Annotated in this window: 9 protein-coding genes, 12 tRNA genes, 3 rRNA genes, 1 other RNA gene and 1 other annotated feature (2 of these 26 only partly in view); of the genes, 2 read left to right on the top strand and 23 right to left on the bottom strand. The window is 49.1% G+C overall.

What is annotated here, in order from left to right:
* The 18 genes from ESP131_RS02395 to tadA form a co-directional block, all read right to left on the bottom strand.
* Nucleotides 1-58: transfer RNA gene (locus ESP131_RS02395), tRNA-Arg, on the bottom strand; it reaches 16 nt to the left of the window's first position.
* A gap of 6 nt (nt 59-64) precedes the next feature.
* Nucleotides 65-151: transfer RNA gene (locus ESP131_RS02390), tRNA-Leu, on the bottom strand.
* 21 nt (nt 152-172) lie between these two features.
* Nucleotides 173-247, bottom strand: a tRNA-Gly gene (locus ESP131_RS02385).
* Between the two features lie 7 nt (nt 248-254).
* Nucleotides 255-338, bottom strand: a tRNA-Leu gene (locus tag ESP131_RS02380).
* A gap of 7 nt (nt 339-345) precedes the next feature.
* Nucleotides 346-421 (bottom strand) — tRNA-Lys (locus ESP131_RS02375).
* A gap of 23 nt (nt 422-444) precedes the next feature.
* Nucleotides 445-520: transfer RNA gene (locus ESP131_RS02370), tRNA-His, on the bottom strand.
* Between the two features lie 11 nt (nt 521-531).
* Nucleotides 532-607 (bottom strand) — tRNA-Thr (locus ESP131_RS02365).
* A gap of 8 nt (nt 608-615) precedes the next feature.
* Nucleotides 616-691 (bottom strand) — tRNA-Phe (locus ESP131_RS02360).
* Between the two features lie 10 nt (nt 692-701).
* Nucleotides 702-777 (bottom strand) — tRNA-Asp (locus ESP131_RS02355).
* Between the two features lie 80 nt (nt 778-857).
* A 5S ribosomal RNA gene (gene rrf / locus ESP131_RS02350) occupies nt 858-973 on the bottom strand.
* Between the two features lie 46 nt (nt 974-1,019).
* Nucleotides 1,020-3,933: ribosomal RNA gene (locus tag ESP131_RS02345) — 23S ribosomal RNA — on the bottom strand.
* A gap of 165 nt (nt 3,934-4,098) precedes the next feature.
* A 16S ribosomal RNA gene (locus ESP131_RS02340) occupies nt 4,099-5,660 on the bottom strand.
* The 16S, 23S and 5S rRNA genes sit together here with 9 tRNA genes alongside, the layout of an rRNA operon.
* Nucleotides 5,661-5,993: 333 nt before the next feature.
* Complete coding sequence (locus ESP131_RS02335) at nt 5,994-6,212, bottom strand: YaaL family protein (protein WP_023469883.1); 219 nt, start codon at nt 6,210-6,212, stop codon at nt 5,994-5,996.
* Nucleotides 6,209-6,808 carry a recombination mediator RecR gene (gene recR / locus ESP131_RS02330; RefSeq protein WP_023469882.1) on the bottom strand — a complete coding sequence of 200 codons (600 nt, stop codon included), beginning with the start codon at nt 6,806-6,808 and terminating at the stop codon, nt 6,209-6,211. Before recR ends, ESP131_RS02335 begins: the two co-directional genes overlap by 4 nt.
* 18 nt (nt 6,809-6,826) lie before the next feature.
* Nucleotides 6,827-7,147 (bottom strand): YbaB/EbfC family nucleoid-associated protein, encoded by a 321-nt coding sequence (locus ESP131_RS02325; RefSeq protein WP_029343040.1) that lies wholly within the window; start codon nt 7,145-7,147, stop codon nt 6,827-6,829.
* 18 nt (nt 7,148-7,165) lie between these two features.
* Nucleotides 7,166-8,851, bottom strand: coding sequence for a DNA polymerase III subunit gamma/tau (gene dnaX, locus ESP131_RS02320; protein WP_069940135.1), 1,686 nt, complete (start codon nt 8,849-8,851; stop codon nt 7,166-7,168).
* A 95-nt stretch (nt 8,852-8,946) separates the two neighbouring features.
* An RNA gene (gene ffs / locus ESP131_RS02315) (signal recognition particle sRNA large type) lies at nt 8,947-9,213 on the bottom strand.
* A 48-nt stretch (nt 9,214-9,261) separates the two neighbouring features.
* The gene (gene tadA, locus ESP131_RS02310; RefSeq protein ID WP_029343038.1) at nt 9,262-9,768 is read right to left on the bottom strand and encodes a tRNA adenosine(34) deaminase TadA; all 507 of its coding nucleotides are present in this window, start codon (nt 9,766-9,768) and stop codon (nt 9,262-9,264) included.
* 108 nt (nt 9,769-9,876) lie between these two features.
* On the opposite strand from tadA, the gene ESP131_RS02305 reads away from it, so the two are divergent.
* Complete coding sequence (locus ESP131_RS02305; protein ID WP_050679045.1) at nt 9,877-10,506, top strand: deoxynucleoside kinase; 630 nt, start codon at nt 9,877-9,879, stop codon at nt 10,504-10,506.
* Nucleotides 10,503-11,180 (top strand): deoxynucleoside kinase, encoded by a 678-nt coding sequence (locus tag ESP131_RS02300; protein WP_029343036.1) that lies wholly within the window; start codon nt 10,503-10,505, stop codon nt 11,178-11,180. Before ESP131_RS02305 ends, ESP131_RS02300 begins: the two co-directional genes overlap by 4 nt.
* A gap of 74 nt (nt 11,181-11,254) precedes the next feature.
* On the opposite strand, the gene ESP131_RS02295 is transcribed toward ESP131_RS02300, so the two are convergent.
* The 5 genes from ESP131_RS02295 to serS all read right to left on the bottom strand — a co-directional run bounded on the left by ESP131_RS02295 (nt 11,255) and on the right by serS (nt 13,582).
* Nucleotides 11,255-11,719 carry a DinB family protein gene (locus ESP131_RS02295; RefSeq protein ID WP_069940134.1) on the bottom strand — a complete coding sequence of 155 codons (465 nt, stop codon included), beginning with the start codon at nt 11,717-11,719 and terminating at the stop codon, nt 11,255-11,257.
* Between the two features lie 102 nt (nt 11,720-11,821).
* A tRNA-Ser gene (locus ESP131_RS02290) sits at nt 11,822-11,911 on the bottom strand.
* Nucleotides 11,912-11,946: 35 nt separating this feature from the next.
* Nucleotides 11,947-12,037 (bottom strand) — tRNA-Ser (locus ESP131_RS02285).
* A gap of 39 nt (nt 12,038-12,076) precedes the next feature.
* Nucleotides 12,077-12,167 (bottom strand) — tRNA-Ser (locus ESP131_RS02280).
* Nucleotides 12,168-12,304: 137 nt separating this feature from the next.
* Nucleotides 12,305-13,582, bottom strand: coding sequence for a serine--tRNA ligase (gene serS / locus ESP131_RS02275; protein ID WP_069940133.1), 1,278 nt, complete (start codon nt 13,580-13,582; stop codon nt 12,305-12,307).
* Between the two features lie 61 nt (nt 13,583-13,643).
* Nucleotides 13,644-13,790, bottom strand: a binding site (T-box leader) (it continues 61 nt past the right edge of the window).

Below are 13,790 nucleotides of genomic sequence, written 5' to 3'. Positions count from 1 at the left end.
CGAACTCCCGACCCCTTGATTCGTAGTCAAGTACTCTATCCAGCTGAGCTAAGGGTGCATCATATGGTGCGGTCGAGAGGACTTGAACCTCCACGATGTTGCCACCACTAGGCCCTCAACCTAGCGCGTCTACCGATTCCGCCACGACCGCATAATGCTATTCAAATATAAATGGAGCGGAAGACGGGATTCGAACCCGCGACCCCGACCTTGGCAAGGTCGTATTCTACCACTGAACTACTTCCGCATATAAATGGTACGGGTGAAGGGACTTGAACCCCCACGTCAAAGACACTAGATCCTAAATCTAGCGCGTCTACCAATTCCGCCACACCCGCATAAAAATGGTGTGTCATGCAGGATTCGAACCTGCGACCCTCTGATTAAAAGTCAGATGCTCTACCAACTGAGCTAATGACACATAAATGATATGAAGTTAAAAAATGGGGCGACTGATGGGAATTGAACCCACGAATGCCGGAATCACAATCCGGTGCGTTAACCACTTCGCCACAATCGCCAAAATAAAAATGGTGCCGGCAACAGGAGTCGAACCCGCGACCTACTGATTACAAGTCAGTTGCTCTACCAGCTGAGCTACACCGGCAAAAGAAATGGTGGCTTTGGACGGAATCGAACCGCCGACACAAGGATTTTCAGTCCTTTGCTCTACCAACTGAGCTACAAAGCCGATATTAAAATGGCGGTCCTGACGGGATTCGAACCCGCGATCTCCTGCGTGACAGGCAGGCATGTTAACCGCTACACCACAGGACCGTTTTAAGTATAAGGTGACGACTTCTATAATGATAAAACATCTATGTAAGTCTGTCAATTGTTTTATTAAAAAAACAAAAGCCTGGCAACGTCCTATCCTCACAGGGGGAAGCCCCCAACTACTTTCGGCGTTCAAGTGCTTAACTTCCGTGTTCGGCATGGGAACGGGTGTGACCACTTGGCTATCGTCACCAGACGACGGGCTCGCGCCCTCAAAACTGAAGTCATCAACAAGCATCTGCTAGAACAAGGCCTCGACCGATTAGTATCACTCAGCTCCACATGTCGCCATGCTTCCACCCGTGACCTATCTACCTCATCGTCTCTGAGGGGTCTTTCTTGATTACTCAAAGGGAAATCTCATCTTGGAGGGGGCTTCATGCTTAGATGCTTTCAGCATTTATCCCGTCCGCACGTAGCTACCCAGCGATGCTCCTGGCGGAACAACTGGTACACCAGCGGTGCGTCCATCCCGGTCCTCTCGTACTAAGGACAGCTCTCCTCAAATTTCCTGCGCCCACGACGGATAGGGACCGAACTGTCTCACGACGTTCTGAACCCAGCTCGCGTACCGCTTTAATGGGCGAACAGCCCAACCCTTGGGACCTACTCCAGCCCCAGGATGCGATGAGCCGACATCGAGGTGCCAAACCTCCCCGTCGATGTGGACTCTTGGGGGAGATCAGCCTGTTATCCCCAGGGTAGCTTTTATCCGTTGAGCGATGGCCCTTCCATGCGGAACCACCGGATCACTAAGCCCGACTTTCGTCCCTGCTCGACTTGTAGGTCTCGCAGTCAAGCTCCCTTCTGCCTTTGCGCTCTACGAATGATTTCCAACCATTCTGAGGGAACCTTTGGGCGCCTCCGTTACTGTTTAGGAGGCGACCGCCCCAGTCAAACTACCCGCCTGACACGGTCCTCCAGCCGGATTACGGCTGCGAGTTAGAGACTCTATGCATGAAGGGCGGTATCCCAAGGGTGACTCCTCCGAAGCTGGCGCTCCGGGCTCGACGTCTCCCGCCTATCCTGTACATCATGCACAAAGCCTCAATATCAGGCTGTAGTAAAGCTCCATGGGGTCTTTCCGTCCTGTCGCGGGTAACCTGCATCTTCACAGGTACTATGATTTCACCGGGTCTCTCGTTGAGACAGTGCCCAAATCGTTACGCCTTTCGTGCGGGTCGGAACTTACCCGACAAGGAATTTCGCTACCTTAGGACCGTTATAGTTACGGCCGCCGTTTACTGGGGCTTCGGTTCAAAGCTTCGCTTGCGCTAACCCATCCCCTTAACCTTCCAGCACCGGGCAGGCGTCAGCCCCTATACGTCATCTTGCGATTTAGCAGAGACCTGTGTTTTTGCTAAACAGTCGTTTGGGCCTATTCACTGCGGCTCTACTCATGTAGAGCGTCCCTTCTCCCGAAGTTACGGGACCATTTTGCCGAGTTCCTTAACGAGAGTTATCCCGCGCGTCTTAGAATTCTCATCTCGCCTACCTGTGTCGGTTTACGGTACTGGCGCCTTCCCCCTCACTAGAGGCTTTTCTTGGCAGTGTGAAATCGTGACCTACGTCCCTACGGGACTCCGCATCGTTCCTTGACTTTGATGCCTGACGGATTTGCCAATCAGACGGTCTTGAAACTTGCACATGCACTTCCATCCGCATGCGTCACTATCCTCCTGCGTCCCCCCATTGTTCAAACGGTGGATCGGCGGTACAGGAATATCAACCTGTTATCCATCGCCTACGCCTTTCGGCCTCGGCTTAGGTCCAGACTAACCCTGAGCGGACGAGCCTTCCTCAGGAAACCTTGGGCTTTCGACGGAGGGGATTCTCACCCCTCTTTTCGCTACTCACACCGGCATTCTCACTTCCAAACGCTCCACTGCTCCTTCCGGTACAGCTTCGCAGCGGTTTGGAACGCTCCCCTACCATTCCTTACGGAATCCGCAGCTTCGGTGGTATGTTTAGCCCCGTTACATTTTCGGCGCGGCGCCACTCGACTAGTGAGCTATTACGCACTCTTTGAATGGTGGCTGCTTCTAAGCCAACATCCTAGCTGTCTAGGCAGCGCCACATCCTTTTCCACTTAACATACACTTTGGGACCTTAGCTGGCGGTCTGGGCTGTTTCCCTCTTGACTACGGATCTTATCACTCGCAGTCTGACTCCCGAGTATAAGTTGCTGGCATTCGGAGTTTAACTGAATTCGGTAACCCTGTGGGGGCCCCTAGTCCAATCAGTGCTCTACCTCCAGAACTCTCAACCTCGAGGCTAGCCCTAAAGCTATTTCGGGGAGAACCAGCTATCTCCAGGTTCGATTGGCATTTCACCGCTACCCACACCTCATCCCCGCACTTTTCAACGTGCGTGGGTTCGGACCTCCAGTCAGTGTTACCTGACCTTCATCCTGGACATGGGTAGATCACCTGGTTTCGGGTCTACGACAACGCACTGAACGCCCTGTTCAGACTCGCTTTCGCTACGGCTCCGCCTCATCGGCTTAACCTCGCGCGTTATCGTAACTCGCCGGTTCATTCTACAAAAGGCACGCCATCACCCGTTAACGGGCTCTGACTACTTGTAGGCATACGGTTTCAGGATCTATTTCACTCCCCTTCCGGGGTGCTTTTCACCTTTCCCTCACGGTACTGGTTCACTATCGGTCACTAGGGAGTATTTAGCCTTGGGAGATGGTCCTCCCGGATTCCGACGGGGTTTCACGTGTCCCGCCGTACTCAGGATCCACTCTGGAGGGAAAACAGTTTCAGCTACAGGGCTGTCACCTTCTTCGGCCGACCTTTCCAGGTCCTTCACCTACTGTCTTCCTTTTTGACTCCGTATAGAGTGTCCTACAACCCCGAAGAGCATGCTCTTCGGTTTGGGCTGTTCCCGTTTCGCTCGCCGCTACTCAGGGAATCGCATTTGCTTTCTCTTCCTCCGGGTACTTAGATGTTTCAGTTCCCCGGGTCTGCCTCACGCTACACTATGTATTCATGTAACATGTCCCATCCCATTACAGATGGTGGGTTCCCCCATTCGGAAATCTTCGGATCAAAGCATACTTACTGCTCCCCGAAGCATATCGCTGTTCGTCGCGTCCTTCATCGGCTCCTAGTGCCAAGGCATCCACCGTACGCCCTTCATACCTTGATCTAGCGTTGGTATTCTAAGAACACACGTCTAATGACATGGTTATAAAAAGTTTGATGTCTTGTTGATGTCTTCAGTTTTCAAGGTGCGAGTGTCTCTTGCGAGACGTGAGAGACGAGCTCTCAAAACTGAACGATGGGCATGTCCCGTAAGGGACGTTTTCCTTAGAAAGGAGGTGATCCAGCCGCACCTTCCGATACGGCTACCTTGTTACGACTTCACCCCAATCATCTACCCCACCTTCGACGGCTGGCTCCTTGCGGTTACCTCACCGGCTTCGGGTGTTGCAAACTCTCGTGGTGTGACGGGCGGTGTGTACAAGACCCGGGAACGTATTCACCGCAGTATGCTGACCTGCGATTACTAGCGATTCCGACTTCATGCAGGCGAGTTGCAGCCTGCAATCCGAACTGGGAACGGCTTTATGGGATTGGCTCCACCTCGCGGTCTCGCTGCCCTTTGTACCGTCCATTGTAGCACGTGTGTAGCCCAACTCATAAGGGGCATGATGATTTGACGTCATCCCCACCTTCCTCCGGTTTGTCACCGGCAGTCTCCCTAGAGTGCCCAACTGAATGCTGGCAACTAAGGATAGGGGTTGCGCTCGTTGCGGGACTTAACCCAACATCTCACGACACGAGCTGACGACAACCATGCACCACCTGTCACCATTGTCCCCGAAGGGAAAACTTGATCTCTCAAGCGGTCAATGGGATGTCAAGAGTTGGTAAGGTTCTTCGCGTTGCTTCGAATTAAACCACATGCTCCACCGCTTGTGCGGGTCCCCGTCAATTCCTTTGAGTTTCAGCCTTGCGGCCGTACTCCCCAGGCGGAGTGCTTAATGCGTTAGCTTCAGCACTGAGGGGCGGAAACCCCCCAACACCTAGCACTCATCGTTTACGGCGTGGACTACCAGGGTATCTAATCCTGTTTGCTCCCCACGCTTTCGCGCCTCAGCGTCAGTTACAGACCAAAGAGTCGCCTTCGCCACTGGTGTTCCTCCACATCTCTACGCATTTCACCGCTACACGTGGAATTCCACTCTTCTCTTCTGTACTCAAGCCTTCCAGTTTCCAATGGCCCTCCCCGGTTGAGCCGGGGGCTTTCACATCAGACTTAAAAGGCCGCCTGCGCGCGCTTTACGCCCAATAATTCCGGACAACGCTTGCCACCTACGTATTACCGCGGCTGCTGGCACGTAGTTAGCCGTGGCTTTCTCGTAAGGTACCGTCAAGGTACGAGCATTACCTCTCGTACGTGTTCTTCCCTTACAACAGAGTTTTACGATCCGAAAACCTTCATCACTCACGCGGCGTTGCTCCATCAGACTTTCGTCCATTGTGGAAGATTCCCTACTGCTGCCTCCCGTAGGAGTCTGGGCCGTGTCTCAGTCCCAGTGTGGCCGATCACCCTCTCAGGTCGGCTATGCATCGTCGCCTTGGTGAGCCATTACCCCACCAACTAGCTAATGCACCGCAAGGCCATCTCAAGGTGACGCCGAAGCGCCTTTCATCAGCGGACCATGCGGTCCGTTGAACTATCCGGTATTAGCTCCGATTTCTCGGAGTTATCCCAATCCTTGAGGCAGGTTCCTTACGTGTTACTCACCCGTCCGCCGCTCATTCCACTGCCTTCCCTCCGAAGAGTTCCGTCAGTTTCCTGCGCTCGACTTGCATGTATTAGGCACGCCGCCAGCGTTCGTCCTGAGCCAGGATCAAACTCTCCATAAAGTGTTTGACTTGCTCGTTTTTGTGACCGAAGTCACGATTGACGAAGCTTGCGCTTCATTCATGTTTGTATTCCATAGAATACGTTTTTTGCCTCATCGTTCAGTTTTCAAAGTTCGTCCGCGCCTGTTTTGGCGACTCAATTAGAATACCAAGTCTGAAACAAGAAGTCAACAACTTTTTTGAAATTGTTTTTTACTTGTTTGCCGTAAGCGCTCGTCCTCTTAAGGACATGAATTAATATATCACGATAATTAGACATGTGCAACTACTTTATTAAAATAACTTATAGTTTTTTTAGAGCATGTAAAAACCGCAGACAAGAATGGCTGCGGTTTACTTCATCATCAATGAGACGCGTCTTCTTTTTGCTTCGCTTATATAGAAGAAATACAGTGATTCCGCTAACTTCATTTGTGCTTCTAAATCACCATAGTCATCATAGCTGATTTCTAAGAGATGACGCTTCATCAAATAATCTTCTTTTGCTTTTGCTAATTCTTCTAACAAACGCTGGTCGTACTCACTGCGAATCTTCTTTCGAAACCAACTCATAGTTCGCGACGTCCCTCCATTGCACGAGATAACGTCACTTCATCTGCGTATTCAAGATCTCCACCAACCGGAAGACCATGGGCAATCCGAGTGATCCGAATACCCGTTGGTTTTAACAGACGCGATAGATACATCGCTGTCGCTTCTCCTTCGATGTTCGGATTGGTCGCTAAGATGACTTCCGTAATCGCTTCGTCCGCTTGAAGACGTGTTAGTAGGCTAGATACATTGATATCCTCCGGACCGATTCCTTCCATTGGACTGATCGCTCCATGCAAGACATGATACAACCCTTGGTAATCTCGCATTTTTTCCATTGCAATGACATCCCTTGAATCTTGGACGACACAGACAATCGTACGGTTTCGGTGTTTATCTGTACATACATAACAAGGATCTTGATCCGTGATATTCCCGCAGACACTACAGTAGGCAATGTCGCGCTTCGCACTGACCAATGCCTTTCCGAACATTAAGACATCGTCCTCTTCCATATCAAGGACATGAAACGCTAGACGAACTGCTGTCTTCGGACCAATCCCCGGCAGTTTCGTAAAACTTTCGATCAAACGACTAATCGCTTCAGGATATTGCAAGTGGTTTCCTCCTACGAATTAAAACATTCCCGGCAGATTCATACCTTGTGTGAATTTCCCCATTTTACTTGAGACGAGTTCATCGACCTTCTTCAAAGCATCGTTTGTTGCAGCTAAGACGAGATCTTGAATCATTTCAACATCATCTGGATCGACGACTTCTTCTTTAATGATGACATCTACAATATTTTTATGACCATCTGCAACGACTGAGACCATCTCTCCGCCTGCTGTACCTGTCACTGTTAAGTCTTTTAGCTCTTCTTGTGCTTTCGCCATATCCTTTTGCATCTTTTGCATCTGTTTCATCATATTGTTCATGTTTCCCATTCCGCGCATCTGTATTCCTCCTCGAATTTAATCTTCGAACTCTACGATATCACCAAAACGACCAAGCGTCTCGGACAATAACTGATCGCTCTCCGATTCTTGTTTTGTTTCCTTCTCTTCTATACTACTACTATTTCGCTTAGCAACAAACTCTGCCTTCAGTTCATGCCAATCCTTTGAGAGAATCGCTAAAATTTCGCGTTTGACGCCACATACTTCATACAACGCTTCTTCAATCACGAAACGTGTTCGTTCATTCGTCATGACCTGTTCAAAGTGCCATCCTTTACCGTCATCGAATTCAATCAGCAACGTATCCGCCGAACAAAGAACCGGTTTACTTTCATGAAGTAACGAGTAAATTGGTCCATCTTCTTTTAATATCCATTTTAAGATGTGATCCCATCTCTCTTGAATCTCACGTAGCTGAGCTTTTTCTGCTCGTCCTAACATTTGACGAATCCGCTCTTTCGCGATTCGAACGGTTGGTCGTCCTTGTTTTCGCTTCGGCTGTGCTTGTGGTGCAGCCGCTTCTTGTGCTGGAACACCATTCGACTTCCATTGGTGCATCTGTTCTTTCATTTCGCGGACTTCCTGTTGCAACGATTGGACGATCTGTCCCGTTGTTCTCCCTTGTTCCGCAATTTGAATGAAGGCAATCTCAACGAGGACTCGCGGATGATTCGTCAACCGCATCTGTTGTTGGCAGTCATGTAACTGATCAATGATCGTAAAGCACGTCTCCGCTTCAATCGATTCAACGAATTGTTTGAACTCATCCGTCGGGCGCGCACGCTCTAGCAAATCGACAGCTGTAGGCGAGGCTTTCAACAACAACGTGTCTCGGTAAAAGAAGACGAGATCCTCCACGAAACGTTTTAGATCTTTCCCCGCTCGTTGCATCGTTTCAAGCGTCTGTAACAACTGATCGACTTGATGTTCATGTAAGGCACGGGCAATATTCAATAACGCTTCATCTTCTACTGCCCCTGTCACTTCAAGAACAGCTGCATCGTTTAGATCACCGTTCGAAAAAGCAACCGCTTGGTCGAGTAGACTCAGCGCATCACGCATACCACCATCTGCCGCTCGAGCGATCAATCGTAATGCTGTATCCGAATACTCGATCGATTGATCGTTTAAGATATATTGCATCCGCTCTACGAGTTGATCGACTTCATGCCGCTTCACATCGAAACGTTGGCAACGCGAGATGATCGTCGCCGGGATTTTATGTGGTTCAGTCGTTGCTAAGATGAAGATGGCGTGCGCCGGCGGTTCTTCTAGTGTTTTGAGCAAGGCATTAAAGGCACCTGTCGACAACATATGCACTTCATCAATGATATAGACTTTATAGGCTGCTTCTGAAGGGGGATATTTGACTTTATCCCGGATTTCCCGAATCTCATCTACGCCGTTATTGGAAGCCGCATCGATTTCGAAGACGTCTGGACTTGATCCTTCTGTAATCGCAAGACACGTCGGGCACGTATTACACGGTTCTTTGACCGGAGCATGCTCACAGTTGATCGCTTTAGCGATGATTTTGGCAAGACTCGTCTTTCCTGTTCCACGAGGACCCGAAAATAGATAGGCGTGGGACATCCGTCCCTCCATCAATGCATTTTGGATCGTACGGGTGATATGCGCTTGTCCAACGACTTCGTCGAATCGTTGCGGACGGTACACGCGGTATAGTGCTTGATAGGCCAAGTTTGCGCCTCCTCTTTTTAAGTTCCTCATTCTATTTTACCTAAAAAAGTCTACAACCGAAACCGGCTGTAGACTTGTCTTTAAAAATTAAACTGCCGCGCACCATATTCTGAAATATGTTCAACATGCGTTACTCACGCAGCCTGCTCAGTCCAAGCACCCCTACAACACACAGAGAGCACCACTTAAGGCTGCTTCCTTCCGGACCTGACCTGGTTCATGGGTATCTGTTGCGTAGGACTCAAACGTCAACGCTACTTACGTGAGGCAGACCACACCAATCATATCCCTCGACATGGAATTCAGTCTCGCTATAGCGGATTGCGAGTGACAGGGAACCGCTACATCCCCACCTAGCACGGCAAATGGTTTATCGATTTTTAGTGGCACCTTGTTTCAGTGCTTTTTCATTATACTGTTTCATCTGGTGTGATGCAACCCATTGCCCGCTTTCGTGCTTTCTTTTTCGCACGTAGTTCCCGAAAGAACGTCGTTAGCATCTCCCCACACTCTTTTTCTAATATACCGCTCGTCAGCTCTGAGACATGATTGAACCGATCGTCTTGCACTAGGTTCATCAGTGTTCCACAACATCCACCTTTCGGATCAACGGCACCAAAGATGACATGTTCGATTCGTGACAGCATGATGGCCCCTGCACACATCGGACAAGGTTCAAGCGTCACGTAGAGCTCACACCCTTCAAGTCGCCAGTTCCCGAGCTTTTGGCAAGCTTCCTCAATCGCGATCAACTCGGCATGTGCCGTCGCTTGTTGATCCGTTTCCCGGTGATTGTAGCCCGTCGCGATGACTTCATCGTCTTTGACGATGACACATCCGATCGGAACTTCACCGATCGCTTCTGCCTTTTTCGCCTCTTCGATCGCAAGGCGCATATAGTGTTCCTGTCGTTCCATCGATGATACTCCTCACTCTAAAAAAATTCTCCTTTTGAAACTTCAGCAAGTCGTACTTCTTTGTGCTAAAATATAAATTGCACTTTGCTGAACGGAGGGTCATTGTATATGTTCATAACGGTTGAAGGACCGATTGGTGTAGGCAAAACATCACTTGCGAACGCCATCAGTCACCATTTCTCTTTTTCTATGTTACGCGAAATCGTCGAAGAAAATCCCTTTCTTGGAAAGTTCTATGAAGATATCGAAGAATGGAGCTTCCAGACGGAAATGTTCTTCTTGTGCAATCGCTTCAAACAACTCGATGATATCGAACGTCATTACCTCAGTAAACAACGCTCTGTCGTTGCTGATTACCATATCTTTAAGAACTTGATTTTTGCACACCGCTCTCTAAAGGTAGAGCATCTTGAGAAGTACGAACAAATCTATTCGATCCTGACGACAGACATGCCGAAACCGGATGCTGTCATCTACTTGAACGCAAGCATCGATACCTTGATGAAACGTGTTGCGCTGCGCGGACGAGAAATCGAAGAAAACATGTCACGTGCCTATCTCGAACAATTAGCCGAGGATTACGAAACATTCGTCACGGAATACCAAGCCAAACATCCGGAAGTCAAAATCATCCGTTTCGACGGGGATGCACTCGACTTCGTCAAGCGGCCGGAAGATCTCGAGTACGTCTTGACGACGATCCGGAACGAATTATATGAAGGAGCGAACCACGCATGAACTTGAAGCTACGCGAACAATACAACATCCCGGCAGATGCCGTCATTACAATCGGCGGTATGGTCGGGATCGGTAAATCAACGATCACAAACGGATTAGCAGATGCCCTTGGTTTCCGGACGTCACTCGAAAAAGTCGATACGAACCCTTACTTGGATAAATTCTATCATGATTTCGAGCGTTGGAGCTTCCACCTCCAAATCTATTTCCTCGCTGAACGCTTCAAGGAGCAAAAGCGGATTTTCCAATACGGTGGTGGTTTCATCCAAGATCGTTCAATCTATGAAGATACAGGGATCTTTGCTAAGATGCATTTTGAAAAAGGAACGATGTCTCCAACGGATTACGAGACATATTCAAGTTTGTTTGACGCAATGGTCATGACACCATTCTTCCCGCACCCGGATCTTTTGATCTATCTTGAAGGTTCGTTCGAACAAGTACTAGAACGAATTCGTCTTCGCGGACGTGAGATGGAGCAACAGACACCAATCGAATATTGGGAAGAGATGTACGAGCGCTATACGAACTGGATCAATAACTTCACGATCTGCCCGGTACTCCGCTTGTCGATCGACGAATACGACTTACTGAACGAGCCAGAATCCATCGACCGGATTCTCGCGAAGATTGAAAAGCAGCTTGAAGTTGCTCGCATTGCCAATACACGCTAACTGATCAGATCTGCCTCTTAGGCGGATCTTTTTTTGCGCAAAAAAAAGGAGACGCGTGTCGCATCTCCCTCGCATTAACCAATTACTTGATTGATTTGTTCCATATGGTGTAGATCATGTTGCGTCATTGCTCCGAGGAACTGACCGATTGTCAGTTCTTTGTCTTTAACGACGACCTTGTCCTGCAGGCGTTCTTCCGGAATCAATTCGACCGCACGACTCAACAAGTCACGGCTGACTAAAAACTCATCGATCGTCAAGATCCGTTGCTGCTCACGGCTCATCTTCGCCGCTTCTTCATTGACGGCTTGGCTATCTGGTGCGACACGGAATGGTTCACCCGCGAGCAAGTACGGGATGCGCTCTGCGACCATGAAGCGATCCCATGGTGATAAGTGACCGATGATTTCAGCAATCGTCCATTTACCTTCTGCATACGATGTTCGCCATGCCTCTTCTGAAATCTGTTCTAAGTCTTTTACATATGTCATCGTCATCGCATAATGCGAAAGCAACGATTCTTTTGTTTGTTCGTTCATTTCGTCCACCTCTTCTTCGTTTTTCACGTAGGCAACCATAGCACGCACGAAGAAATCGATGCAACAAAAAAGCACCTCAGAATTGAGATGCTTCATAAAAAGCGGAGTCGGTGGGATTCGAACCCACGCGAGCCTTGCGACCCCTAACGGATTTCGAGTCCGTCCCCTTCAGCCGGACTTGGGTACGACTCCATGATTATATTTATTTTTGGGTAAAAAAAAAGAAGTGGAGGAGGCGGTGGGATTCGAACCCACGCACGGCTTTCGCCGCCTGACGGTTTTCAAGACCGTTCTCTTAAACCACTTGAGTACGCCTCCAAGCTATAAAACGTGCATGTCGTTGTCAAAAAATAAAAATGGAGGAGGCGGTGGGATTCGAACCCACGCACGGCTTTCGCCGCCTGACGGTTTTCAAGACCGTTCTCTTAAACCACTTGAGTACGCCTCCGTACTTCTTACCAGATCAATGATGACCTGTCTGTTTTCCTGACATTAATTATGATAGCATCTGCCTTTTAACGTGTAAAGACCTTTTCTAAAAAAACTTTTTAAAATACAGAAAGGGGGATTACTCCCCCTTCTGACTTAAGCTTGAATCACTTCAAGACCACCCATGTATGGACGAAGCACTTCTGGAATAACAACTGATCCATCCGCTTGCTGGTAGTTCTCTAAGATCGCAGCAACTGTCCGACCGACTGCAAGGGCAGAACCGTTTAACGTATGAACGAATTCTGGTTTTGCGTTCGCTTCGCGGCGGAAACGGATTTGTGCCCGGCGTGCTTGGAAATCTTCAAAGTTTGAACAAGAAGAGATTTCACGATAAACGCCTTGGCTTGGCATCCAGACTTCGATGTCGTATTTCTTCGCAGCCGTGAATCCGAGATCAGCTGTACACATGCTCAACACTTGATACGGAAGCTTTAGCTTTTTCAAGACCGTTTCCGCTTGTCCTGTTAACAATTCAAGTTGCTCGTAAGATTCTTCTGGTTTGACGAAACGAACGAGTTCAACTTTATTGAATTGGTGCTGACGGATCAAACCGCGCGTATCGCGTCCGGCAGAACCTGCTTCTGAACGGAAACATTGGCTGTACGCCGCATAACCGATCGGTAACTGATCTGCAGTTAGGATTTCTTCACGGTGCATGTTCGTCACCGGAACTTCTGCTGTCGGTACGAGGAAGTAGTTCGTCTCTTCGACTTTAAACGCATCCTCTTCGAACTTCGGCAGTTGCCCTGTTCCTGTCATAGAGTCACGGTTGACCATGAGTGGTGGCAAGATTTCTGTGTAGCCGTGCTGATCTTGATGGAGGTCCATCATGAAGTTGATCAATGCCCGCTCAAGACGTGCACCGGCTCCGCGGTAAAAAACGAAACGGCTACCTGTGACTTTTCCGGCACGCTCGACGTCGACGATTTTTAATTGCTCCATCAAATCCCAGTGTGGAACTGCTTCAAAGTCAAACGCTGGTTTGTCACCAACTTCACGCACGACGACGTTATCGTCTTCAGAAGAACCGACTGGTACGCTGTCATGTGGAATGTTCGGGATACCGAGGAGAAGCTGGTTCAATGTCGCTTCGACTTCACGTAACTCGTCGTCAAGTGTCTTGATCTCGTCTCCGACACTACGCATCGCAGCGATTGCTTCATCCGCGTTTTCCTTATTGCGCTTGAGTTCAGCAATTTTTTTCGTCGCTTCATTTCGTTCTGCTTTCAACACTTCTGTCCGCGCAATCAGTTTTCGACGCTTCTCATCAAGTGAGAGGAAACGGTTCATGTCCGTTAAGTCCTCTCCTCGGTGCGCTAACTTTTCTTGAATGGCGTCAAAATCTTGGCGTAATCGTTTAATATCAATCATCTGTAATTCCTCCTTTATGTCATAAAAAAAGGCGACTCGTCTCTTTCCGGTATTCCTACCGAAAAGGGACGAATCACCTGGATCCGCGTTGCCACCCTCATTGCTAGACATATCTAGCCAACTTAAGACGCGATAACGGGCGTACCCGCACCTTGTTCGCAAGGTGTGCGATCCGGCTCGATTCAATCCATCGATCTGACTAGTTCAC

The sequence above is a fragment of the Exiguobacterium sp. U13-1 genome (assembly GCF_001750115.1).
Taxonomy (GTDB): domain Bacteria; phylum Bacillota; class Bacilli; order Exiguobacteriales; family Exiguobacteriaceae; genus Exiguobacterium_A; species Exiguobacterium_A acetylicum.
The sequence above is the reverse complement of the archived record's forward strand: the minus strand, read 5'-3'. Positions and strand labels throughout refer to the sequence as shown.